Below are 24,979 nucleotides of genomic sequence, written 5' to 3'. Positions count from 1 at the left end.
ACTGGAGAGGGTTGTTATGAAATGAGCAATAGTTTAGCGAAGAACTTTGAAGAGATATTTGATGGTTTAACAACATACGCGGCAACTGTTGAAGCGAATCGTTGTCTGTATTGCTATGATCCGCCTTGTGTAAAAGCATGTCCAACGAGCATTAATATTCCAAGCTTTATCAAGAAAATTGCTTCGAATAATATGAAAGGTTCGGCCCGTGTCATTATGGAATCGAATCCGGTAGGTGCAAGCTGTGCGCGCGTCTGTCCGACAATCGAGCTTTGTGAGGGGGCTTGTGTGCTGAACAGTGAGGAAAAACCGATTCAGATTGGTCATCTTCAGCGCTATGCGACAGACTGGCTGCGTGAATCGAATGTCAATCTGTTCACGCCTCAACCGGTAAACGGCAAGAAAATCGCCATTATCGGAAGCGGTCCGGCAGGGTTATCTGCAGCACGTGAACTGGCTTTGCTAGGGTACGGTGTGACGATTTTCGAAGCCGATGAAAAAGCGGGCGGCCTGAATTATTACGGCATCGTTTCATTCCGACTGCCGCAGGATGTAGTTGAGTGGGAAGTGCAGCAAGTACAAAATCTTGGCGTGGAAATTAGAACGAGCACGAAGATCGGCGAAGATGTACTGGTTGACGAACTGCTTGAAAATTATGACCGCATCATTGTAGCGGTTGGTATGGGGAAAGTGCCGATGCTTGGCATTGAAGGCGAAAACTTGGACGGTGTGTATGATGCGATTGATTTCGTAAAGGAATCGAAATCTTCATTTACTGATCGGGTGCTTGGCAAAAAAGTGCTGGTAATCGGTGCCGGCAATACAGCGATTGATGCAGCAACATGTTCTGTAAGACTTGGTGCTGAGCAGGTGCAAATCGTTTACCGTCGTACATCGAATGAAATGACGGCATATGATTTTGAATTTGATTTTGCGAAGCAGGACGGTGTTGAGTTCAGATGGCTGACATTACCGAAGCGCATTATTGGCGACGACAACGGTAAAGTGATCGGAATGGAATGCATCAAAATGAAACTGACGGATATCGAAGGTGGAAAAGGGATGTTAACTGAAATTCCTGGTTCTGAATTTGTGATTGAGGCGGATGCGGTGATTCGGGCGATCGGTCAAACGAAGCAGTATGAGCTGATTGAGCATTTAGGGTTGGCGAATACACGCGGTGTAATTGATGTGGATCATAATAGCCTGAAAACATCCAATCCGAAAATTTATGCTTGCGGTGATGTGATCTACGGCAACGGGTACGGTGAGGCGACAGTTGTATCGGCAGCGCAGCAAGGCAAAGATTCGGCTTACGCGATTCATTATGAACTAAAGGCAAATTCAGAAATTGCATAGGGGGAATTGAAATGGCAGATTTACGAATAGATTTTGCTGGTATTAAGTCACCTAATCCTTTTTGGCTGGCATCGGCACCACCGACAAACTCCGGCTATCAAGTGCAGCGCGCATTTGAAGCGGGCTGGGGCGGCGCTGTATGGAAAACGCTGGGGGACCCTATTTTAAACGTTTCCTCCCGTTTTGCTGCTGTTAGTTTTAATGGTCAGAAGGTGGCGGGCTTCAATAATATTGAGCTCATCACAGACCGACCGCTCGAAGTGAACTTAAAGGAAATTTATGAAACGAAAAAACGGTTCCCGGACCATACGATCATCGCATCGCTAATGGTGGAGCCGAAAGCCGAGAAATGGCATGAAATCGTGAAAAGAGTCCAGGATGTTGGGGTAGATGGCTTCGAATTAAACTTCGGCTGCCCACATGGTATGGCGGAACGTGGCATGGGAGCCGCTTCAGGTCAAGTGCCTGATCTGGTGGAAAAGCAGACATATTGGGCAAAAGAATATGCTGAAGTACCGGTCATCGTTAAACTGACACCGAACATTACGGATATTACTGTAACGGCGGAAGCAGCGGTGCGCGGCGGTGCGGATGCAATTAGTATGATCAACACGATCAATAGTTTGGCGGGGGTTGATCTGAACTCTTGGAACACAATTCCGCATGTTGGCAATAAAGGGGCGCACGGGGGTTATTGTGGACCGGCCGTTAAGCCAATTGCTCTGAACATGGTCGGCGAGTGTGCAAGAAGTCCGTATATCAATTTACCGATTTCCGGAATTGGCGGTATTTCGAACTGGCAGGACGCTGCTGAGTTCATCCTGATGGGATCGACTAGTGTGCAAGTTTGTACAGCGGCAATGCACCATGGTTTCAGCATTGTTGAAGACATGATTGATGGATTAAGCAATTATTTAGACGATAAAGGCTTGAAATCGGTTATGGATTTAGTCGGCAAAACAGTACCGAAATATTCGGATTGGGGAGATTTAGACTTAAATTATAAAGTTGTTGCAGAGATCAATAACGATGTTTGCATCAACTGTAATAAATGCCATATTGCCTGTGAAGATACGTCCCATCAATGTATCGATCTGTATACAGAAGATGGCCGTCCAATGCTGAAAGTGCGCGAGGAAGACTGCGTAGGGTGTAACTTATGTTCAATCGTCTGTCCGGCAGAAGGTGCGATTACGATGAAGGAACTCGTTCCGACACAACCGCCGATGACGTGGAACGAAAGACAGAAACTAATTGCAGGATTTGCTCCGAGCAGTTCAGGTGTTGCGAGGTAATTGGCACAAGTTTTTTAAAAGGATGGATGTCAGCCTAACTGCGTCGCATCAAGCGGCAGCGGGTGACTGACATACTTCCTCTGTAAACCGAAAAATTGAATAAAGAGAGGTGTAGCGATGTCAGACAGAAAAGACAAAAGTAATAACTATTTAAAATCACCGGATTTACTTCCTGTCACACACGAAAACCGCAGTATCAGTATGATGGGCTTTGGTGTCATCTGGGTTGGGATGGCCATCGTACTTGCGGCATTTGCGATCGGTGCAGGAGGAATTGTCAATCTAAGTATGCCAATGCTTATCCTTGCGACATTGGTGGGCTCGATTCTGATCGGGATCTTCATGGTCGTCATCGGGGATATCGGTGTTGAACACGGATTATCGTTTCCTGTTTATATGCGTGCCCCATTCGGAACAATCGGTACGCATTTCCCGTCATTTGCCCGTGCATTTACAGCTTCGTGCTGGTTCGGGATCAACACGTATTTCGGGGCATTGGCGATCAACGGTATTCTGAACATTCTTGTCGGCTTTGATAACTGGTTTATCTGTTTCCTAGTATTTGCGACGTTGCAGTTGTTCAATGTATCACTGGGGATTAAATCAATTGAACGTTTCGCGGATTTCGCTGCACCGGTCATTATCTTTATTTCGATTTGGATGTATCTGCAATTATCTGCTGAAGCAAAAGAGCAGGGCAAAGCGGTATGGTCATGGGTGGAAGCACCGCAAACAGGATTTGAACAGTTTACGGCATTCATGGTAGTCGCGACTGCAATCATGGGCTTCTGGGCGACATTGGCTGCAGATATGCCGACGCTTTCCCGTCACTTTAAGGCGCCGAAAAATGAGCGTAACTGGTTTAAACGAAATAAAACGCAATTACTTGGTTCATTAGTAGTTCAGCCAATCTTCAATACACTGATGATCGTCATCGGTGCGGTTTGTTATATGTCGACTGGTTCAGGTGACCCGATCAACGCACTACAGCAAGCGGCAGGCGGTATAGTCCTCGTGATGCTGTTATCGATGATCGTACTGGCACAATGGTCGACAAATACTTCCGCGAACGTTATTCCGGCAGCGACGATTTTCTCGAATATCGGCGGAGCGAAAGTACCGTTCTGGGTTGGTGTAGTCGTTGCCGGTATTGTCGGGACGATTGTTCAACCTTGGAGCTTGTTTGATGTTTTAAATAGCGTACTTCTTGTTGTAGGGGGTATCCTTTCTTCGATTGTCGGTATATTATTCGCTGACTATTACTTGCTTCGTAAGCGACGTGTAAATGTCACGGACCTTTATGAGGCGGATGGGCAATACCGCTATTTAAAAGGTGTCAATGTAGCGGGCATTATCGCTTGGGTGCTTGGCGGGCTGATCGCGAATATTTGGCCATCGTTCTCTTCACTTATTGGCTTCTTTGTTGGGGCGGCAATCTATTATGTGCTGGCGAAATACTGGTGGTTCAAGAAGTATCCGCAAGCTGAAATCGTGAATCCGAGCGATGATGAATATTTAGGCATTACAGCGGGACGCAGCTGGGAAATTGACGCTGTTCCAGAACCGATTGGCGTTCAGCAGACAGCTTCCGCAGATTAAATGTAAACGAGGTGCGAACATGTCAGAATTTCAGTTTGTAGAAAAAGAAATTCAGCAAATTGATGAACTGCTTGCTGAAAACTATATTATCAAAACGATCGATGAGAATCTGGAAGGAGCTTTCGTGACGTTTATTAATCCAGCAACTCATGAGGAGCGTTTACTGCATATTAAAATGGCCGACACAAGAAAATATTTCTCCAGTAAACTGCTGGAACAATTGAGCAGTTGAAAATTTAGAGCGGCAGGCGCATTTCCTTACGGGATGCGCCTTTTTTTATGGAAAAATTTTGAGCAAAGGCATATTTCGACATGGAAATACATATTGTGAAGAAGAACAAGTGGATGCACCAGTTGAATCCAGAAAAATTTCTGATCGAAGTGGAGGGTTTTTATGGGTGAAGGGAAAGGCACATTTCAGAAATGGAGGAAGAAAGTCAACAAGAAGGTGACAACGCTTAGCAGTAAAACGTCTTTTGCGGTCGACCGGTCCAAACTGCGAAAACAAATCAACGGAATTGAAGAAGAAATCAGAGTGCTGAAACAGCAGATTGGGGAAATCGTCAATTTGAACCGCAACAGCCTGTTTTCGGTCAGCATGGTGAATTATCAGCTCGCGCAAATTGAAGCGAAAGAAAACACGATTGCGCAGCTGGAAAAAGATATTGAAGAATTGAATGAACTGAGTAAATTAGCGGGCGTCGAAGAGGAGGAGATTAAGCCCGATCTGAAAGCAAAGCAAACGATTGACGATATTACGGCGTCCTATATATACCATTGCGCCAACTGTAATGAAGTGTACGATGAACCGAAAAAGTTTTGCGAGGAGTGTGGGTATAGCATGGAATAGCCGCTTATCGTAGAAATTTGACGATAAGCATTGCAAGAACACAGCGCCGGAAAATAAAGGAGGAAACATAAATAGAGAACGCCCAACTTTCTGTCTCTTTTAGAAAGTTGGGCGTTTCTTTGTGGAAAATGCTGCAGCTTTTCCTTATTACTTACGATGTTCTACAAGGTCAATTGCCCCTAATACAATATGGGCAAGGCCGAAACCGAAAATGGTATTGGCAATCATCTTGTTCGTACCGATTTTTTGTTTCATCGCATACCCCGTTGCAGTGACAGCTGATCCAAGTACAGTCGGAATTAAACCTTCACGAATATTTTTCATAAAAGCCCCTCCTTCATCGTAGTGGGTGAAACGAGTACCGTTCCTATTGTTTGTACTTCTGCGTGAAATATTTATTGTAAATATTGGGTAAATTATTTAAAAATTGAAACTATACGATGATTCGTTCGTATATTTTATTGGGCATACTAGTTAGGCATATTTTTTGCTTGTTCTGCTTGGCCGTACATATTGAGCATTGTGCTCATATCCTGTGGTGAAAGTTGCGGTACTTGGTAATAGCCTTTTTTGTTTTGATATAGGGAAAGTTCATAGGCCATTTCGATGCAGTTAGGTACGGAATCCTGCAGGACACGACGAACAACAGGGTTTGTGCTTTCTAAAGCAGCAACAGTTTTCCCTGAAGCACCCATTTTGTGGCAGTTTAACAAGAAGCCTGAAATGATCGCATCGTTAATTTCACTTGCGGAAGTGATCGGTTTTTTAGGCTCACCAGGCTTGATGCCATAAATCGTATCGTTCCCCATATTCATATTGTAAGTGCGTGTCGGATGTTTTGGATCATGACCTGTTTTAAAGGCTTCCATCGTAATATTGTACTCATCAAGCATAAAAGCGTACTGGCGATCCAAAATAGATAAAAGCTCGCTGTCTTGAACTTGATCGCGAAGCAGGACGAATTGGTTTAATCCGCCGATCATGGCGCTTAGTACTTCATGAACATCCAATATTTCATGGGCACCATGATTTGTTGAAAAAGGCATTTGATTGTCTTGAGATTGGGATGATTGGGTAAACATGAATTAGTAACCTCCATAGTAAGATATTTCGTACGCTCTTATTGTGGAAACGAACAGTATTTTTATACGCAATTTTTAAAAAAGAGAGGATGGGGCAAATGTTTAAAAAAAATGAACGAGGCAGTGCAGTATTAGTCGCCCTTATTGCAATTGTTGCATTGATCGTCATTGCGGCAATGCTTATCGTGCCGAAATACAACAAACTTGTAACAGGTGAAGAGACGGTGGAGGCAGCGTGGGCGCAAGTCGAAAACCAGCTGCAGCGCCGATTTGATCTAGTGCCGAACTTAGTGAATACGGTCAAAGGTTATGCAGAACATGAGGAAGAAATTTTCACACAGATCGCAGAAGCCCGTACACAATATGGGAATGCCAATACAGTAGAAGAAACGGCGGACGCAAATAATGAGCTATCTTCTGCATTGGCCCGATTACTCGTAGTAGTTGAAAATTATCCGAATTTAAAAGCGGATGTACAATTTACACGTTTAATGGATGAGCTGGCAGGGACGGAAAATCGCTTAACGGTAGCGCGTAAAGATTACAATGATACGGTTCAGCAGTTTAATAATGATGTTCGCCGCTTCCCAGGAAACTTAATCGCGGGCATGTTCGGCTTTGAACAAAAAGACTACTTCGAAATTAAAGAAGGTGTGGAAGAAGCACCGGCTGTCGATTTTGGCGATTAATGATTGGGAATAATGGAGCAGCCGGCAATGACCGCAGCTTCTAAAAAGGGGGGACTGTATGTGAGATTAATGGTATCGCTTCTTTTATGGTTAGTGCTCGTCCCACTCCAGGCGATGGCAGCCATACCGGAAAAACCGGCCTACAATTCTTACGTGTACGATTATGCGAACGTGCTGTCCGATGATGTGGAACAGAACCTGATCCAGTCGGCAAAAACGCTCGAAGGTTCAACGGGAAATGTCATTGTCATGATGACGATAGATACAATCGACGGAATGGATGCGTATGAATTCGGTACGGAAACGATGCGCAGCTGGGGAATCGGGGATGAAGCGCTCGATAACGGGATGCTTATTTTTGCGACGACCGAACAGGGAGAAGGGCAAAATGATGTATGGATTACGGTCGGCGGCGGTCTGGAGGGAGATTATCCGGACGGAAAGCTCGGTGGCATGATCGATACGTATATGATGCCTTATTTAGCGGATGGTGATTATACGAATGCGTTCGCCAGCATCTTCTCCGTTTTTTATGAAGAAATGGGCGGTGAAGCGGGAGGCGCGGATTTAGTACAGCCTGTTGCGTCAAATGATGACGATGGGATTTCGATCGGCTTTATTATATTCATCATTATTGTTTACTACATCATTTCGAGGTTCGGCGGTGGCGGTGGCCCAGGCGGACGCCGACGCACAGCACGCCGCGTATATCGCAGTGGCGGTTTCGGCGGATTTGGAGGCGGCGGCTTCGGCGGTGGAGGCGGTGGCTCATCAGGCGGCTTTGGCGGTTTCGGTGGCGGCGGCTCATTCGGCGGAGGCGCAGGCAGAAAGTTTTAGGATTGGTTCTAGTTCTAGGGGAAGGCATCTCACTTTTTTGCGGGTGGGGTGCTTTTTTTGTGCCACGGTTTTCTAATAAGTTAGTGGGATGTTTTAATAAAAGTTGCCGGTGTAAATGAGGGGGGCATGAGGGGGGCGCAATTTCTAATAAGTATGCGCATTGTTCTAATAAACCCGGAAAAGTTCTAATAAAAGGCGGATCTTCTATTAAATGAGGCCGAAGTTCAAATAAGTGGTCCGGTTCTTCTAATAAACGGTCGGGAACTTCTAATATGTTAGGGGGATGTTCTAATATCGACGGGAAAGTTCTAATAAAAGCAGCAGGTGAAAAAGCGGTCCGGAACTTCTAATAAATTGACGGGATTTTCTAATAAACCCGGAAAAGTTCTAATAAAAGGCGGATCTTCTAATATAAGTGGCAGAAGTTCAAATAAGTGGTCCGGTTCTTCTAATAAACGGTCGGGAACTTCTAAAATGTCAGCCGGAAGTTCTAATATAACGTAAGAAGTTCTAATAAAAGCGAGCTGATCAAATCCGTTCTCAATTTCTATTGAACAGCGAGAATTTTCAATGGCATGGGGTGCCGGTTTTCTAATAAGTGGCCCGGTTCTTCTAATAACCAACCGTGAACTTCTAATAACCGACCCGGAAGTTCTAATATCGCCGGGAGAAGTTCTAATAAAAGCAGCAGGTGAAAAAGCGGTCCGGAACTTCTAATAAGTTGACGGGATCTTCTAATAAGTCACCCGGATCTTCTAATAACCAACCGCGAACTTCTAATAACCGTCCCGAATCTTCTAACAACCCCAAAAATCTTCTAATAAAATCCTCGCGCAACCGCCCCGCCCCCGATCAATCTCCGCTATAATAATAAAAAAAGGAGGAACTGCCAATGATTATCAAATTTTATTCGAAACCGGATTGCGGGCTTTGCATTGAAGGACTCCACACATTAAAAATCGTGCAGGAAGATATCGACTTTACGATTGAGCACTATAATATAGAAGAAGACGATGAAGCGCATGAAAAATATATGCTGATGATTCCGGTTGTTGAGTATAACGGCAACGTTGTGCAATACGGCCAGCTGGATTATGCGACATTGTATGAGGCGCTGGTGGACTAGCCATTGGTGCCCTTTCGCTATTTTTTGCGAATAATTCCGTCATAAAAGTTGCAAATCAGTCCGAGACGATCTATAATGAAGACAGAAATTATTTTTTTTACCCCATGTGGGACATAAAATATTCATGTGGGACATATATTGTCCAACAGGATAAATCGGGTAGGTGGTTTTTTGACGGATATTTCATTTTTTGCAGCTGAGCGTAAACTAATGCCTGAAATTGATGCTCTTTTTCAAAAGAGATTTCGAGTTTTACAAGCAATTGCGACATTTAGCCCGATTGGCAGACGTGCTTTAGGAGAACAGCTACAGATGACAGAGCGTGATATCCGGAATGAAACAACGGTCCTGAGCGAACAGCAGTTGATCTTGATTCAAAAAAAAGGCATGATTTGCACGCCGAAAGGGTATGAAGTAATAGAGCAGCTTTACGAACTGTATCGTGAGCTTTCCGGTATTGTGGCGATGGAACAGCAGCTTGCAAACATCTTTGGCATCGCACGAGTCATCATTGTGCCAGGTGATGCCGAACAGGATGAAACGGTAAAGCAGCAGCTCGGTAAAGTTGCGGCACAAGTATTACAGAAAATCGCACCTGCGAAAGCTAAAATTGCGGTGACAGGCGGCAGCAGTGTTGCCTCGATGAAGGAATATTTATCGGATGTCCCGGTGCTGAGCGATGCGAATTTTATTGCGGCACGCGGTGGTATGGGTGATGAGATGACATTCCAGGCGAATACCATTGTTTCGAAGTTTTCAAAAAGATGCGGGGCAACATACCGCACATTGTTTTTGCCGGAGCATTTAAGTGAGCAGGCGTATGAAGCGATGAAGGATGAACCGATTATTCGGGAGATGATTACACTTTATGAACAGGTGGACATCGTTATTCACGGAATCGGTGCAGCACAGGAAATGGCGCTTCGTCGCAAAAGTTCACAGCATGAGCAGCAGATACTTGAAGAAAAGGGCGCGGTTGCCGAAGCATTCGGCTACTATTTCAATGCAGATGGCGACACGGTTCATCATCTCCGGACAATTGGAATCCAGCGTGATCAGGTTAACAAAGCGAAGCATGTTCTTGCCATTGCGGCAGGCAGAAATAAGGCGGCTGCGATTCAGGCATATTTTAAAAATGCCGCATCGCAAACGATTTTGATTACAGATGAGCAAACCGCAAGTACAATCCTTAAGAATTAAACATGTTTTTAAAAGTATGATTTTACACATACTATTTTAATAATAAAGTTATTGGAGGAATTACACATGGCATTACAATTAGCAATCAATGGATTTGGACGAATCGGACGTTTAGTATTCCGTGAAGCAATGAAGCACGAGGAATTTGAAGTAGTTGCAGTAAATGATTTAACTGATGCTGGACAGCTTGCACATTTATTAAAATACGACTCAGTACATGGAGTGTATGATGCAGACGTTCAAGCAGAAGATGATGCATTTATCGTAAACGGCAAACGCATTCAAGTGCTTTCAGAAAAAGATCCTGCGAAATTACCATGGGGTGAACTTGGTGTAGACGTAGTTCTTGAATGTACAGGCAGATGGCGTTCAATGGAAGAAGTATCAAAACATATCGAAGCCGGCGCGAAAAAAGCGATTCTTTCTGCACCAGCAAAAGGCGATATGCCAACATATGTAATGGGCGTTAACCACGAAGATTACGACCCGGCACAAGATGTTATTTCAAATGCTTCTTGTACAACAAACTGTTTAGCACCACTTGCAAAAGTGTTGGATGAAAAATTCGGCATCAAACGCGGTATGATGACAACAATTCACTCTTATACAAATGACCAACGTATCCTTGACTTCCCGCACTCTGACCCACGTCGTGCACGTGCAGGCGCGGTATCAATGATTCCGACAACTACTGGTGCAGCAATCGCAGTATCGAAAGTATTGCCACAATTAAAAGGCAAACTGGACGGTTTCTCAATGCGTGTTCCAACACCAAACGTATCATGTGTTGACTTAGTTGTTGAATTGGATAAAGACGTAACTGCAGATTCTATTAACGCAGCATTAAAAGAAGCATCTGAAGGCGACTTAAAAGGCATTCTTGCTTACAACGAATTACCGTTAGTATCAATCGACTACAATGGTAACCCGGCTTCATCTACTATTGACGGTTTATCAACAATGGTAATGGAAGGTCGTATGGCGAAAGTCGTTTCTTGGTACGATAACGAAATCGGCTACTCTACTCGTTTAATGGATTTAGCTTTATATATCGCAAAACAAGGTATTAAAGAATAATAATTCACCGAAATGTGACATACTTTTTCGGAATTGAAGGAAAAGTGTGTCATATTAAAAGGAAACGGGCATAAAAAGTATAGCCTTTAATACATGTAAACCTTATAATAAATAAGGGTAAAAGAGCGGCAGGGTCTCACCCGGACCGCTCTTTTTTCGGATATAAGGAAAATATGCAAAACAGAGGCGATACCAAGACAGCCTTATCGAATTTTGTTACTATTTTAACTAGCGAGTATACGATCCACAATAATTGACGAACGACTATGAAGGAGGATTTTCAGTATGTTTTTAAAGAAATCAATGAACGATGTAGATGTAAAAGGAAAACGCGTATTTGTGCGTGTCGATTTTAATGTGCCGATGGATGAGGGCCGCATTACCGACGAAACGCGTATTCGTGCAGCTATTCCAACAATTGAACAACTAGTAAACGCTGGAGCAAAAGTAATTTTAGCTTCACATCTTGGCCGTCCAAAAGGCGAAGTGAATGAGGACATGCGCTTAACGGCAGTCGGCGAGCGTCTTTCGGAATTAATGGACAAGCCAGTCAAAAAATTGGATGAATCAATTGGTTCAGATGTAGAAGCAGCGGTTAACAATATGCAAGACGGCGAAATTATCCTGCTTGAAAATGTTCGTTTCCATAAAGGCGAAGAGAAAAACGACGAAGCATTGGCAAAAGAGTTTGCAAAATTAGCGGACCTTTATGTAAATGATGCGTTCGGCGCAGCTCACCGTGCACATGCATCAACAGAAGGTATCGCAAAACATGTACCGGCTGTTTCAGGCTTATTAATGGAAAAAGAGCTGGACGTACTTGGTAAAGCGTTATCAAATCCGGAGCGTCCGTTCACAGCAATTATTGGTGGAGCGAAAGTTAAAGATAAAATCGGTGTTATTGAAAACCTGCTGGATAAAGTGGATCACCTGATCATCGGTGGCGGGTTAGTATTTACATTCGTCAAAGCGATGGGACACGATATCGGGAAGTCACTATTGGAAGAAGATAAAATCGAGCTGGCAAAAAGCTTCATCGAACAAGCAAAAGCAAAAGGCGTACAGCTGCATATGCCGGTCGATGCTGTCGTAGCAAACGAGTTTTCTAAAGATGCGGAAACACAAATTGTGGCAATCGATGCCATTCCATCTGACTGGATGGGACTTGATATCGGACCGAAAACTGCTGAAAACTATGCAGAAGTCATCAAGCAATCTAAACTGATCATTTGGAACGGACCAATGGGTGTATTCGAAATGGAAAAATTCGCAAACGGTACGAAAACAGTTGCGGATGCAATGGCAACTACAGAAGGCTACACAATCATCGGCGGCGGTGACTCGGCTGCAGCGGTAGAAAAATTCGAAGTCGCTTCGAAAATGGACCATATTTCAACAGGCGGCGGCGCTTCATTAGAATTGATGGAGGGTAAAGAATTACCGGGAATTGTGGCATTAAACGATAAATAAAACTTTTATAGGCTAAAATATCTGTTAAAACAGCTGGTTGAAGCGAAGGCGGGACGTGCAATGCGCCCTTCTTTGCAGAAATCACCGAGCAGAATCTTTTGAAAACGGAGGGTTTTGAATGAGAAAACCGATCATAGCAGGAAACTGGAAAATGTATAAGTCCTTTGATGAGGCAGTTGATTTTATCGAAGAAATCCAACAACAGGTTCCTTCTCCTGATAAAGTGGATGCGGTCATCTGTGCACCTGCACTGTATTTACCGACACTTGTCGTAGGGGCAGAAGATTCAAGCCTGGCAATTGGTGCGCAAAACATGCACTTTGAAGACGAAGGTGCATTCACAGGGGAAATCAGCCCGAAAATGCTTTCGAATGTCAATGTCGACTATGTTATTTTAGGGCATTCGGAGCGCCGTGAGCTATTCAATGAAACGGACGAAGCGATCAACAAAAAAGTCCGTGCTGCCATCAATTACGGCATTGTACCGATTATTTGCTGCGGTGAAACATTGGAAGAGCGTGAAGCGGATCAAACCGAAACAAAAGTAGCACGCCAAATTACTATGGCGCTAAAAGACTTTGCTCCAATTGAAGTAGAGCATATGGTCATTGCCTATGAGCCAATCTGGGCAATCGGAACAGGGAAAACAGCTACTGCGGAAGACGCGAATACAGTATGCTGCGCAATCCGTCTGGCGATTGAAACATTATACGGAAAAGATACAGCTGAAAAAGTGCGCATTCAATACGGCGGCAGTGTAAAGCCTGAAAACATTGAAGAGCTTTTATCACAAGAGCATATCGATGGCGCATTAGTAGGAGGAGCAAGCCTACAACCAGAATCATTCATGAAATTATTGGAGGCGGCAGCAAATGCCTAAAAAACCCGTTGCATTAATTATTCTAGATGGCTTTGCCTTTCGCGATGAAGTGAAGGGTAATGCCGTAGCACAAGCAAATAAACCGAATTTTGACCGTTACTGGCATGCATACCCACATGCGACATTAACAGCTAGTGGTGAAGCAGTAGGTCTGCCGGAAGGTCAAATGGGGAACTCTGAAGTTGGACACTTGAATATCGGGGCCGGACGCATTGTGTACCAGTCCCTGACACGTATCCACAAATCAATCCGTGACGGCGATTTCTTCCGGAACGAATCATTTTTGGCGGCAGTTGAACATGCCAAAGCACATGGGTCAAAGCTCCATTTGATGGGACTGCTTTCAGATGGCGGTGTTCATAGCCATTATGAGCATTTGTTTGCCTTATTGAAACTGGCAAAAGCAAATGGTCTTGAGCAAGTATATGTTCACGGTTTCCTTGATGGACGCGATGTCGGTCCAACGACAGCACTTGGGTATATTCTTGAAACAGAAAAGCAAATGAAGGAAATCGGGATCGGGAAGTTCGCATCGATTCATGGTCGCTATTATGCAATGGACCGTGACCGCCGCTGGGAACGTGTCGGTTTAACGTACAATGCATTAGTTGACGGAATCGGTCAAACGGCTTCCACTGCAACAGCAGGTGTCCAGTCTTCATATGAACGTGAACTGCATGATGAATTCGTCGTGCCGTTTAACGTGACAGAAGAAGGCCGTCCTGCCGCAACGATCAGCACGAACGACGCGGTCATTTTCTTCAATTTCCGTCCGGACCGTGCGATTCAGTTATCGTCTTTACTGACGAATGAAAAATTTGACGCGATGCCGCGCTCTGAAAATCATCCGACGAATCTGAAATTCGTTACGTTTACACATTACAGTGATGATGTCGTAGCGGATGTGGCATACGAAAGTGACGACTTAGTGAATACGGTCGGTGAAGTCATTTCAAAAGCAGGCAAAACTCAGCTGCGCATTGCGGAAACGGAAAAATACCCGCATGTGACGTTCTTTATGAGCGGTGGCCGTGAAGAGACATTTGCGGGAGAAGAGCGTATTCTGATCGCGTCTCCAAAAGTGGCGACTTACGACTTGAAGCCGGAGATGAGTGCGTATGAAGTGACGGATTCTTTACTGGAAGCTATTGCAGCAGAGAAATTCGATGCCATCATTCTAAACTTTGCGAACCCGGATATGGTCGGACATTCAGGGATGCTTGAACCGACGATTAAAGCGATCGAAACGGTAGACGAGTGTCTAGGGAAAGTTGTTGATGCAATTACTGCTAAAGGCGGCTATGCGATCATTACAGCGGACCACGGGAACTCGGATGAAGTGGTGACACTCGATGACAAGCCGATGACGGCACATACGACAAACCCGGTACCGGTCATTGTGACGAAGCCTGGTGCCATGCTGTATAAAGACGGCATTTTAGCCGATCTGGCACCGACAATGCTTGAATTACTTAATATTGCCCAACCTGCAGAAATGACAGGAAAATCGTTAGTTATGCCAAGCGAACAGTAATTGATCGCGCGGTTAATTATATAGCTTGTCCTTGTGCAAGCACCTACTAAATTTATCAATAGAGGAGTTTTTTATTATGCCATTCATTACTCAAGTATATGCTCGTGAAGTGTTAGATTCTCGCGGTAACCCGACAGTAGAAGTAGAAGTATTCACAGAATCAGGCGCATTCGGCCGTGCTATCGTGCCATCTGGTGCTTCAACTGGTGAATATGAAGCAGTGGAATTACGCGATGGGGACGTAAACCGTTACTTAGGTAAAGGTGTTGAAAAAGCGGTAGAAAACGTCAACACAATTATCGCGGAAGAACTTGAAGGTCAATATTCTGTATTGGACCAAGTTGTAATCGACCAAGCGTTAATCGAACTTGATGGAACAGAAAACAAAGGTAAATTAGGTGCAAACGCAATTTTAGGTGTATCAATGGCAGTAGCGCACGCAGCAGCTGACTACCTGGACATTCCTTTATACCAATACTTAGGTGGCTTCAACTCGAAGCAATTACCAGTACCAATGATGAACATCCTTAACGGTGGTGCACACGCTGACAACAACGTGGACATCCAGGAATTCATGGTTATGCCAGTAGGTGCTAAATCATTCAAAGAAGCATTACGTATGGGTACAGAAATCTTCCATAACTTAAAAACAGTATTAAAAGAAAAAGGCCACAACACAGCTGTAGGTGATGAAGGCGGATTCGCTCCAAACTTAGGTTCAAACGAAGAAGCAATCACTGTGATCATCGAAGCAGTTGAAAAAGCAGGCTACAAAATGGGCGAAGAAATCCGTCTAGCAATGGACGTTGCGTCTTCTGAGCTTTACAACAAAGAAACAGGCAAATACGTTTTAGCTGGTGAAGGCGTAGAAAAAACTTCTGAAGAAATGGTTGCTTGGTACGAAGAGCTGACTTCTAAATACCCGATCATCTCTATCGAAGACGGTTTAGACGAAAACGACTGGGCTGGCCACAAGCTATTAACAGAGCGTATCGGTGACCGCGTACAATTAGTTGGTGACGATCTGTTCGTTACAAACACAACGAAATTATCTCGCGGTATCGAAGAAGGCGTTGGCAACTCAATCTTAATCAAAGTAAACCAAATCGGTACATTAACAGAAACATTTGAAGCAATCGAAATGGCGAAACGCGCTGGCTACACAGCAGTCATCTCTCACCGTTCAGGCGAATCAGAAGACAACACAATCGCTGATATCGCTGTTGCAACAAATGCAGGCCAAATCAAAACAGGTGCACCATCTCGTACGGACCGCGTTGCGAAGTACAACCAATTACTACGCATCGAAGACCAATTAGGCGCAACTAGCCGTTTTGAAGGGTTAAAATCTTTCTACAATATTAAATAATTGTTTGAATGATTGAATCAGGCACTCGCTTTTGGGCGGGTGTCTTTTTTGTTTGGGGTGGGGGCTGGGGGGGCTGTGCTGGGGGTGAGGGGTTTATTAGAAGATTGCGGGGGATATTAGAAGATCTGTGAATTTGAGGTGGTGGGAAACCGGGTTTGCGGTGCGGGCCGTCAGATTCTGCGGGCAAAAAGGCGAGCATTGATTTTATTAGAAAAATCGAGTCAGTTATTAGAACAAATCTTGGTGTTATTAGAAGAATTGGCTGGGATATTAGAAGTTCCGTGAATTTGAGGTGGAGGAGAGCGCTTATTCCGGGTGAAAAGGGCGTGGGGAAAGCGTGCTGGGGTTTTATTAGAACATTTGAGTCGTTTATTAGAAGAAGTGCGGGGGATATTAGAAGAATTGGCTGGGATATTAGAAGTTCCGTGGATTTGAGGTGGTGGAGAGCACTTATTCCGGGTGAAAAAGGCGTGGGGAAAGCGTACTGGGGTTTTATTAGAACATTTGAGTCGTTTATTAGAAGATGGCGGCAGGATATTAGAAGAAGTAGCTGCTTTATTTGAACATCCGGAACACTTATTAGAACAAACGGCAATTATATTAGAAGATCGGCAATATATTAGAAAAAATAAATTTATATTAGAACTTTTCCGGGTTTATTAGAAAATCCAAAAGACGTTCAGACGATGGGAAAGTGTTCACAATTAACCTTTTTAGTTATTAAATCTACAAAAAACTATTGCAAAATAATTCTTTTTCATAGCAATGACAATGAAAGGAATGGTTAACGTTGATGTAACGCGATTTCTCTGACAGTATTCAAAACTTGATTGGAGTAAATGCAATCGTTTTCACGGAAATATGTAAAATAATGTCTACGAAACATAGCTCCATATAAGGGTAAAAATGGAATTTGATTGTTCACAATTATAAAAATCGGTCTAAAAGTTATTACATAAACAATTGAATTTCCAGGAAAAAATTTGATATATTTTAAAGCGTGCTGTGAGTAGATTCGCAGTAATTGTATGGAATGCAATTTTCAACTTTCATAAAAGAGTCTTATATAATAGGAGGGAACAAAAAATGGCAGCACCTTTTTTCAATGTGAAAAGCCCAAAAGGTATGGCGGCTGTTATGATGATCAGTACATTCGTTGGTTTATTTGGTGAAACGGCATTAAATATGGCGTTAACCAATATTATGGATGACTACGGTGTATCAGCACCATCTGCGGCATGGTTAACAACCGGCTACTTATTAGTATTGGCCGTATTGGTACCTTTATCATCATATTTAGTACGCTGGTTTACTACACGCCAATTAGTCGTTTCGGCAATTTTGTTGGCCGTAATCGGTTCGTTATTAGCAGCGTTGGCACCGAACTTTGCAGTATTACTGGCAGGTCGTTTCGTGCAGGCATTTGCAACAGGGATTATATTACCGCTGATGTTTAGTGTTATTATGATGATTTTTCCGGTGCAAAAGCGCGGCGCCGTCATGGGAATTGTAGGGGTAGTTTTAACAGCAGGTCCGGCATTAGGTCCATCAATCGCCGGGTTAATCGTAACATCTTTAAGCTGGCGGTATATTTTCTGGATTATGGCTGTTGTTTATGCCCTTGTCATCGTTTTAGCGCTGTCTAAAGTGGAAAACGTATCAAACGTAACACGTCCGAAAATCGATGTATTATCGTTAGTATGTTCTACACTTGGTTTCGGTGGCGTTGTATTTGCATTGGCAACATTGGCGGAGCAATCAATTACAGAACCGATCGTTTGGGTACCGTTTGTCGTCGGGTTAGTGTTATTGGTCGTATTCGGTGTTCGTCAAACGCAAATGGATGAGCCGATGATCGACTTATCGGTATTCAAATCACCGATGTTCTCTTTAGGTGTCGCGTTGATGGTTGCGACAATGTTTATGATTCTTTCGGTAGCGATCCTCGTGCCGATGTTCCTGAAAACAGTATTAGGATTCGCGGCATTAACTGCCGGTTTATGCATGTTGCCGGCGAACGTACTTAATATCATCATGTCACCAATCGTCGGGACTAACTTCGATAAAGTCGGAGCGAAAATCTTTACACGTATCGGCTTTACGATGATTTTAGTGTCAATGATCGTATTCCTGTCAACGATTTCAGCAACGACGGCAACATGGATTATCATTGTAAACTTATGTGTATTCTTTGTCGGAGTATCGATGACGATCATGCCGGCACAGACAAATGCGATGAACTCATTGGCACCTCAGAAATTTGCGGACGGTTCTGCGGCATTAAATACTTTAACGCAAATCGCGGGTGCTTCTGGTACAGCAATTGCGATGACGATGTACACAATCGGTCAGCAAAATTATATCGAAAAATTCAGCAACGCTTTACCGCAGGAATTTTTGGCACACGGTGTCCATTCAGCGTTCATCGTCGTGACAGTTGTTTCGGTAATAGGTCTGGTCGGGTCGTTCTTCGTGAAGAACAGTAAGCCGGTCGGGAGTTAACTGAATAGATATGAATTACAGCATCGGGGGATTCCGGTGCTTTTTTTGTTGGGGGGCGGGGCGGTTTTATTAGAAAAGTGGAGCGGGTTATTAGAAGAAGTTCGGGGGATATTAGAAGTTCTGCGGAAATTGGCGGCGTGCCGGGATTTTATTAGATCAATGGAGCCGGTTATTGGAAGAATTGGGAGGGATATTAGAAGGTCCGTTGGAGTAGGCGTGGAGCCGGGATTTTATTAGAACAATAGAGCGGGTTATTAGAAGAAATCCGGGTGATATTAGAAGAACTGGGATGGATATTAGAAGTTCCTTGAATTTGAGGTGGAAAAGAGCTTTTATTCCAGGTGAAAAGGGCTGGGAGAAAGCGTGACGGGATTTTATTAGAACAATTGAGTCGTATATTAGAAGAGGGAGACACGATATTAGAAGAAACCGATACTTTATTTGAACATCCGGAGCACTTATTAGAACAAACCGCATTTATATTAGAAGATCGGCAATTTATTAGAAGAAATAAATTTATATTAGAACTTTTATAAATATATTAGAAAATGGCAAAACCCCCGCATACAGAATGTGGGGGTTTGCCTCTCAAACTACCGCTCAATGTCCGAAAATCCTCGAATCGCTTTTCTCAAAATTTCATTCTCTTCTTCCAATGCGCGTATTTTCTTTTCGTACGCGGCCGTGATTTTTTCGGCTTCACTTGCCGGTACCAAGCCCGTCAGCGACTCGTGGTATTCTTTCACCGTCGAATGGCCGGCTTCATATCGACCGGTGATGTCGGAAACCTTTGCATCAACAGGCTTACCGTTCTGTTTTTCCTTCATATTCGTCACGTCCTTTCATCTATTGTCCATCTACTCAAACTTCTCCGGAATCAAATAATACGTTCCCTTATTCACCCCGTGCTTTTCCAGGCCGGATCTCGCCAACAGTTTCGAAGCAGTGTGGATACACGAAATATTAAAAAACTCGCGGAACTCTTTATTCGTTATACGGGGGCCGACTAAAATTCGGTATTGCAGAAAAGTTTCGTATAGCGCTTCTTTACTTTTCGCTCCGCAAACCGGACAACTAAAATAGCCTTGCCTATAATGCATTTCATTGACATAATCGCACCGCTTGCATAGCACACCATTACGCAGCCGGTGCCTTTCAATCGAACGACGAGGGGGAAGCTGTTCATAAAGTTGCTCTAATTGATTTTGCAGAAAAGTAATATTCGCTCGAGGATTTGGATGCTGCCTGTACAGTTTTTCGATAAATCTCGGGATGCCGCTCATATGCATGATCGGGAAATTGGAAAGGGAATGGTCGAGTGTTGCGCGGTGATTGGCGAGCACGACGATGTGGTAAACAGGAATGGAGATTTGCCAGGATTTGAATTGATGTTCCAAAAAAAGCTGGTGGCGGTATGCCTGGTCAAACGGGTTCGGGAAGTTTTCGCTGACATTTTCATGGACGCGGGAAAATTCATGGAGCGCGGGTTTATAGAAAAGGGTGCCGGACATTTGTTTTACTTCCATGACGACGACAAAATGCGGCGTCATGAGCAAAGCGTCCATTTGATGGGTAAAACCTTTTGAATTGATGCATTCGAAATTATAAAAAATATGGGATGCGGATTTGAAATGATAGTCCGTGAGCAGCCGTTTCAGCTTTTGTTCGCCAGATAAGCCGGCCTCCAACCGGTAAAATTCCTGCTCGATTGCGGGTGCGTCCAAATCATCCATTTTCATGCGGTTCAACAATGTTTTGACAAATAAATAATGCCGGGATTGCTGCACGATTTTCACCTCCTCATTTCACTATAGCGAATGTAAATCGGGAAGAAAATACAATGCCTGAAAATTTCTTTTTGCGGCGAAAAATCAGAAAAGATGTTTTTCTTTTATAAATCGGGGAAACATAAAGCATACACCAAAGGAGGCTATTACAATATGAAACTTAAAAAGACACCTACATTGATGATGACGTTGTTATTATCATTATCACTTGCAGCATGTAACGATGAGGACGATACGAACATCGACAACAACATCGATGACGGTACAGATGATGGCTTAATCGATGACAACAATGACGACACGAATGTTGAGTTAGATGTAGATGACAACATCGACAATAACGATGACAACGTAGAAGATACTTTAGATGACGATACCGATGTTGATGGCGCTGTTGATGATAACACAGATGACAACAGCAACGACTAATTAAAATGAATGTAAAGCATGGTGCCCGTAATAGCGGGTACTATGCTTTTTTCAATTCCTTTTGAATGCGTTTCAACAGCTATGAATAAGAGTGGATATTGTTGGATAAAATATGATGTTCATTTCCAAGAAATATTGTAATGGTGCCTTCATTTTGATATACTAATTTGTATTGTGACGTCCATGTCTGGGAGGTGGAGCAAATGCATACGTTATTTACAGTATTACTTATTATCGTAGCTATAGCCTTAATCGTTGTTGTATTATTACAATCAGGTAAAAGCGCTGGTTTATCAGGTGCCATCTCTGGTGGAGCTGAGCAACTATTCGGTAAACAGAAAGCTCGTGGAATGGATCTAGTCCTACACCGCACAACAATCGTTCTTTCTGTTGCATTCTTCGTATTAGCATTAGCGATTACGAAATTCTAATCGATTGAAATTAAACGCCTGACCAAGCATTTAATGCTAGGTCGGGCTTTTTCTTTTAGTGTGGCAGGAAACGAAGTATAATAGAAGAAAGAAATGGAAAGTTTTCCACGATTCAATGGTGTGATTGAATCGTATCTTTCATATTATTCAACAAGACAGGAGCCACGCTTATGAAATCAGCTTTGTCTTCACCGTTCTTCTTTCAGGCAGGACCGAGAGCGGTTTTATTATTACATGGGTTTACAGGTAGTTCGGCCGATGTGCGGATGCTTGGACGCTTTTTGGAAAAGCACGGTTATACATCGCTTGCCCCGCATTATAAAGGACATGGTGTTCCGCCGGAAGAACTGATTGTCTCCAATCCCGAAGAATGGTGGCAAGATGTAAAAAACGGGTATACACAATTAAAAGAGGCAGGCTATGAAGAAATCGCCGTTGCAGGATTATCGCTCGGTGGCGTATTTTCACTCAAGCTTGCGACAAGTCATCCGGTAAAGGGCGTTGTGACGATGTGCTCGCCGATGACGATGCGCACGACAGACATTATGTTTGAAGGCGTACTTGAATATGCAAAACAATATAAAAAACAACAAGGTAAAAGTGAACAGGAAATTGAATTAGAGATTGAAGCGATCAAGCAGCAAGGAATGGCATCACTGCCTGAACTGCAGCAACTGATTTACGATGTACGAGAGACGATCGACTTGCTGTATGCGCCGATTTTGGTGATCCAGTCGCGCAACGACAAAGTCATCAACCCCGATTCAGCCAATATTATTTATGACACCGTCGAATCGATCGACAAAAAAATCAGCTGGTATGAGCATTCGGGCCATGTCATCACACTCGACAAAGAAAAAGACCAGCTTCATGAAGAAGTTCTCACGTTTTTAAATTCGTTAGATTGGATAGTCTAATGGTGTGAATAAATTTTTGTTTTTTACGAAACTTTGTGAATTGGAAATCTATGGGTGCGAAAAGGTGATTCCAAAAGCACAACATCGTAAGAAACTTTATTTTCTGTTCAAAGGAGGGAAATAATACATGACACAACAAAATGAATTACAACAGCGCGTCCTTGATATGATGAAGGACGATGGCTATAAACCGATGACTGTATCGGAAATTGAAGATGTACTTGAATTAGAAGAAGCGGATGAGTTCCGTGAGTTAGTGAAAACACTCGTGAAAATGGAAGCGCAAGGACAAATCGTGCGCTCCCGTTCAAATCGCTACGGTTTACCGGAACGCATGAATTTACTGCGCGGCCGCTTTATCGGGAACGCGAAAGGATTCGGTTTCGTCGCACCGGAAGAACAAGGCATGGACGATATTTTCATCCCGGCACATGAAGTGAATGGTGCACTGAATGAAGATACCGTGCTCGTACGTGTATTAAAGGAACAATCAGGTGACCGCCGTGAAGGGACGATCGTAAAAATCGTCGAACGCAGCAAAACATCATTTGTAGGTACATACCAGGCAAATCGCGGTTTTGGTTTTGTCGTTACAGATGATAAGAAGTTGAATATGGATATCTTTATCGCAAAAGAGGACGCAATGGGTGCGGTCGACGGACATAAAGTCGTTGTAGAAGTAACGCACTGGCCAGATGCGACGAAATCTGCGACAGGGATGATCACGAAAATTTTAGGTCATAAAAATGATCCGGGTGTGGACATTTTATCGATTCTTTATAAATATGATATTCCGCCAGAGTTCCCGCAAGAGGTTGTGCAGGCGGCAATCGATGTACCGGAAGAAATTTCCGAACAGGACTTAGTCGGACGCCGTGATCTGCGCAATGAAGTCATCGTAACAATCGATGGTGCTGACGCGAAAGACTTGGATGATGCCGTAACAGTCGTGAAAAATGACAATGGCACATACAAGCTCGGTGTACACATTGCCGATGTTAGTTATTACGTGACACAAGGCTCTGTACTGGACCAGGAAGCATATGAACGCGCGACATCTGTTTACTTGACGGACCGCGTAATTCCGATGATTCCACACCGTTTATCGAACGGAATCTGTTCATTGAACCCGCAAGTTGACCGTTTAACATTGTCATGTGAAATGACAATCGACCAGGCCGGGCAAGTGGTGAAGCATGAAATTTTCCAAAGTGTGATTAAAACGACGGAGCGTATGACGTATTCGGACGTTTATAACATTTTAGAAAATCCGGACGAAAACCCGGAATTAATGGAGCGCTATGAAAGCTTAGTGCCGATGTTCAGAGATATGGCCGATTTAGCGCAAATCTTACGCAACAAACGTATGTCACGCGGTGCAATTGACTTTGATTTCAAGGAATCAAAAGTGCTCGTTAATGAAGACGGCTGGCCGACTGACATCGTGTTACGCGAACGTACAGTTGCAGAGCGTCTGATCGAGGAGTTCATGCTTGCAGCGAACGAAACGATTGCCGAGCATTTCCACTGGATGGAGCTGCCGTTCATCTACCGTATCCACGAAGATCCGAAGCCGGAAAAATTACAACGTTTCTTTGAGTTTGTTACAAATTTTGGTATTATGATAAAAGGTACAGGGAATTCGGTACATCCGAAAGCATTACAGGAAGTCATCCGTTCGATCGAAGGCTTGCCGGAAGAGCCGGTTATTTCAACGATGCTGTTACGTTCGATGCAGCAGGCGAAATATTATGCCGAGTCATTAGGCCACTTCGGTTTATCGACAGAGTTTTATACGCACTTCACATCACCAATCCGTCGTTACCCGGACTTAATCGTCCACCGTTTAATTCGTACGTATTTGATTAACGGCGATACATCGAAGGAAACGGTTGTACAATGGAGCGCGGTAATGGATGAAATTGCGGAACATACATCTGGTCGTGAACGTCGTGCCGTTGAAGCAGAACGTGATACGGATGCACTGAAAAAAGCGCAATTCATGTCCGATAAAATCGGTGAAGAGTTCGAAGGGATTGTGTCATCGATTACGAACTTCGGTATTTTCGTAGAGCTTGAAAATACGGTGGAAGGTCTTGTTCATATTTCGAATATGACGGATGATTACTACCGTTTTGAAGACCGTCATATGATGATGATCGGTGAGCGTACCGGCCGTCAGTTCCGCATCGGGGATGAAGTGAAGATCCGTGTGGCGAATGTCGTGATCGAGGAATCTTCTGTCGACTTTGAAATCGTCGATATGGTGAGCAGCCCACGTCCGGCTCGTCGCCAAACATCGAAAGTCATCCATGCAGGTCGCAGAGAAGGCCGCAAAAAAGATGATGAGCGTACAGGTGAAAAACGTGACCGCAAATCGCGCGGCGCAAGCAAGCCACGCCCTGAAAAGGCGAAACGTTCAGACTCGTCTGACCGTGATCCACGCGGTCGCCGCAAAGAAGGTAAATCAGGCGAGAAGCCGAAGTTTTACGAAGGCATCGCAAAAGGCAAAAAGAAAAAAAGTAAAAAGAAATAGTAAGGTGTGA

At 43.8% G+C, this 24,979-nt stretch carries 26 protein-coding genes; 21 read left to right on the top strand and 5 right to left on the bottom strand.

Annotation, left to right across the window (positions count from 1 at the left end; translation table 11 throughout):
* The first annotated feature begins 21 nt into the window (after positions 1–21).
* The 5 genes from MKX73_RS03550 (at position 22) to MKX73_RS03530 (ending at position 5,103) form a co-directional block, all read left to right on the top strand.
* The gene (locus MKX73_RS03550; protein ID WP_340716326.1) at positions 22–1,359 is read left to right on the top strand and encodes an NAD(P)-dependent oxidoreductase; all 1,338 of its coding nucleotides are present in this window, start codon (positions 22–24) and stop codon (positions 1,357–1,359) included.
* 11 nt (positions 1,360–1,370) lie between these two features.
* Positions 1,371–2,654 (top strand): NAD-dependent dihydropyrimidine dehydrogenase subunit PreA, encoded by a 1,284-nt coding sequence (preA, locus tag MKX73_RS03545; protein ID WP_340716325.1) that lies wholly within the window; start codon positions 1,371–1,373, stop codon positions 2,652–2,654.
* Between the two features lie 117 nt (positions 2,655–2,771).
* A complete protein-coding gene (locus MKX73_RS03540; RefSeq protein ID WP_340716324.1) occupies positions 2,772–4,253 on the top strand; it encodes an NCS1 family transporter in 1,482 nt (493 codons plus the stop codon).
* Between the two features lie 19 nt (positions 4,254–4,272).
* A complete protein-coding gene (locus MKX73_RS03535; RefSeq protein WP_079524418.1) occupies positions 4,273–4,485 on the top strand; it encodes a hypothetical protein in 213 nt (70 codons plus the stop codon).
* 162 nt (positions 4,486–4,647) lie between these two features.
* On the top strand, positions 4,648–5,103 hold the full coding sequence (locus MKX73_RS03530; RefSeq protein ID WP_340716323.1) for a nucleotide-binding protein: 456 nt from the start codon (positions 4,648–4,650) through the stop codon (positions 5,101–5,103).
* A 147-nt stretch (positions 5,104–5,250) separates the two neighbouring features.
* On the opposite strand, the gene MKX73_RS03525 is transcribed toward MKX73_RS03530, so the two are convergent.
* Together MKX73_RS03525 and MKX73_RS03520 are read right to left on the bottom strand one after the other, a co-directional pair.
* On the bottom strand, positions 5,251–5,427 hold the full coding sequence (locus MKX73_RS03525; protein WP_079524417.1) for an asparagine synthase: 177 nt from the start codon (positions 5,425–5,427) through the stop codon (positions 5,251–5,253).
* Between the two features lie 146 nt (positions 5,428–5,573).
* Positions 5,574–6,185 carry a spore coat protein gene (locus MKX73_RS03520; RefSeq protein WP_340716322.1) on the bottom strand — a complete coding sequence of 204 codons (612 nt, stop codon included), beginning with the start codon at positions 6,183–6,185 and terminating at the stop codon, positions 5,574–5,576.
* A gap of 98 nt (positions 6,186–6,283) precedes the next feature.
* Here MKX73_RS03520 and MKX73_RS03515 point away from each other — a divergent pair, with 98 nt between their 5' ends.
* Together MKX73_RS03515 and MKX73_RS03510 are read left to right on the top strand one after the other, a co-directional pair.
* Complete coding sequence (locus tag MKX73_RS03515) at positions 6,284–6,874, top strand: LemA family protein (RefSeq protein ID WP_340716321.1); 591 nt, start codon at positions 6,284–6,286, stop codon at positions 6,872–6,874.
* Positions 6,875–6,943: 69 nt separating this feature from the next.
* Positions 6,944–7,711, top strand: a complete 768-nt coding sequence (locus MKX73_RS03510) for a TPM domain-containing protein (protein ID WP_340718837.1) — start codon at positions 6,944–6,946, stop codon at positions 7,709–7,711.
* Between the two features lie 308 nt (positions 7,712–8,019).
* Here MKX73_RS03510 and MKX73_RS03505 read toward each other — a convergent pair whose 3' ends face one another.
* A complete protein-coding gene (locus tag MKX73_RS03505) occupies positions 8,020–8,334 on the bottom strand; it encodes a hypothetical protein (RefSeq protein ID WP_340716320.1) in 315 nt (104 codons plus the stop codon).
* Between the two features lie 269 nt (positions 8,335–8,603).
* Between MKX73_RS03505 and MKX73_RS03500 the strand changes: the two genes are divergently transcribed.
* The 10 genes from MKX73_RS03500 to MKX73_RS03455 all read left to right on the top strand — a co-directional run bounded on the left by MKX73_RS03500 (position 8,604) and on the right by MKX73_RS03455 (position 19,405).
* Complete coding sequence (locus tag MKX73_RS03500) at positions 8,604–8,837, top strand: glutaredoxin family protein (protein WP_340716319.1); 234 nt, start codon at positions 8,604–8,606, stop codon at positions 8,835–8,837.
* Positions 8,838–9,008: 171 nt separating this feature from the next.
* Positions 9,009–10,037 carry a sugar-binding transcriptional regulator gene (locus tag MKX73_RS03495; RefSeq protein ID WP_340716318.1) on the top strand — a complete coding sequence of 343 codons (1,029 nt, stop codon included), beginning with the start codon at positions 9,009–9,011 and terminating at the stop codon, positions 10,035–10,037.
* A 66-nt stretch (positions 10,038–10,103) separates the two neighbouring features.
* Positions 10,104–11,114: a type I glyceraldehyde-3-phosphate dehydrogenase gene (gap, locus tag MKX73_RS03490; protein ID WP_340716317.1), complete on the top strand. Its 1,011-nt coding sequence runs from the start codon at positions 10,104–10,106 to the stop codon at positions 11,112–11,114.
* A 285-nt stretch (positions 11,115–11,399) separates the two neighbouring features.
* A complete protein-coding gene (locus MKX73_RS03485) occupies positions 11,400–12,584 on the top strand; it encodes a phosphoglycerate kinase (protein WP_340716316.1) in 1,185 nt (394 codons plus the stop codon).
* Positions 12,585–12,702: 118 nt separating this feature from the next.
* Positions 12,703–13,464 carry a triose-phosphate isomerase gene (tpiA, locus tag MKX73_RS03480; protein ID WP_340716315.1) on the top strand — a complete coding sequence of 254 codons (762 nt, stop codon included), beginning with the start codon at positions 12,703–12,705 and terminating at the stop codon, positions 13,462–13,464.
* Complete coding sequence (gene gpmI / locus MKX73_RS03475) at positions 13,457–14,998, top strand: 2,3-bisphosphoglycerate-independent phosphoglycerate mutase (RefSeq protein ID WP_340716314.1); 1,542 nt, start codon at positions 13,457–13,459, stop codon at positions 14,996–14,998. Before tpiA ends, gpmI begins: the two co-directional genes overlap by 8 nt.
* A 76-nt stretch (positions 14,999–15,074) precedes the next feature.
* A complete protein-coding gene (gene eno / locus MKX73_RS03470; RefSeq protein ID WP_079524408.1) occupies positions 15,075–16,367 on the top strand; it encodes a phosphopyruvate hydratase in 1,293 nt (430 codons plus the stop codon).
* A 459-nt stretch (positions 16,368–16,826) separates the two neighbouring features.
* Complete coding sequence (locus MKX73_RS03465) at positions 16,827–17,030, top strand: phosphomannomutase (RefSeq protein ID WP_340716313.1); 204 nt, start codon at positions 16,827–16,829, stop codon at positions 17,028–17,030.
* A 423-nt stretch (positions 17,031–17,453) separates the two neighbouring features.
* On the top strand, positions 17,454–18,869 hold the full coding sequence (locus MKX73_RS03460) for a DHA2 family efflux MFS transporter permease subunit (protein ID WP_340716312.1): 1,416 nt from the start codon (positions 17,454–17,456) through the stop codon (positions 18,867–18,869).
* A 341-nt stretch (positions 18,870–19,210) separates the two neighbouring features.
* Entirely contained in the window at positions 19,211–19,405 is a 195-nt protein-coding gene (locus MKX73_RS03455; RefSeq protein ID WP_340716311.1) for a phosphomannomutase, read from the top strand.
* 57 nt (positions 19,406–19,462) lie between these two features.
* On the opposite strand, the gene MKX73_RS03450 is transcribed toward MKX73_RS03455, so the two are convergent.
* Both MKX73_RS03450 and MKX73_RS03445 read right to left on the bottom strand, forming a co-directional pair.
* A complete protein-coding gene (locus MKX73_RS03450) occupies positions 19,463–19,696 on the bottom strand; it encodes a hypothetical protein (protein ID WP_340716310.1) in 234 nt (77 codons plus the stop codon).
* 30 nt (positions 19,697–19,726) lie between these two features.
* Positions 19,727–20,656: a nuclease-related domain-containing protein gene (locus MKX73_RS03445; RefSeq protein ID WP_340716309.1), complete on the bottom strand. Its 930-nt coding sequence runs from the start codon at positions 20,654–20,656 to the stop codon at positions 19,727–19,729.
* 153 nt (positions 20,657–20,809) lie between these two features.
* Here MKX73_RS03445 and MKX73_RS03440 point away from each other — a divergent pair, with 153 nt between their 5' ends.
* The 4 genes from MKX73_RS03440 (at position 20,810) to rnr (ending at position 24,969) form a co-directional block, all read left to right on the top strand.
* Positions 20,810–21,085, top strand: coding sequence for a hypothetical protein (locus tag MKX73_RS03440; protein WP_340716308.1), 276 nt, complete (start codon positions 20,810–20,812; stop codon positions 21,083–21,085).
* Between the two features lie 203 nt (positions 21,086–21,288).
* The gene (gene secG, locus MKX73_RS03435) at positions 21,289–21,516 is read left to right on the top strand and encodes a preprotein translocase subunit SecG (RefSeq protein ID WP_008408959.1); all 228 of its coding nucleotides are present in this window, start codon (positions 21,289–21,291) and stop codon (positions 21,514–21,516) included.
* 170 nt (positions 21,517–21,686) lie between these two features.
* Positions 21,687–22,433 (top strand): alpha/beta hydrolase, encoded by a 747-nt coding sequence (locus tag MKX73_RS03430; protein WP_339195971.1) that lies wholly within the window; start codon positions 21,687–21,689, stop codon positions 22,431–22,433.
* A gap of 127 nt (positions 22,434–22,560) precedes the next feature.
* A complete protein-coding gene (rnr, locus tag MKX73_RS03425) occupies positions 22,561–24,969 on the top strand; it encodes a ribonuclease R (protein WP_340716307.1) in 2,409 nt (802 codons plus the stop codon).
* Positions 24,970–24,979: the final 10 nt, after the last annotated feature.

The organism is Solibacillus sp. FSL W7-1436 (genome assembly GCF_038007305.1).
In the GTDB taxonomy this organism is placed as follows: domain Bacteria; phylum Bacillota; class Bacilli; order Bacillales_A; family Planococcaceae; genus Solibacillus.
This window is presented reverse-complemented; position numbering and strand designations above follow the sequence as displayed.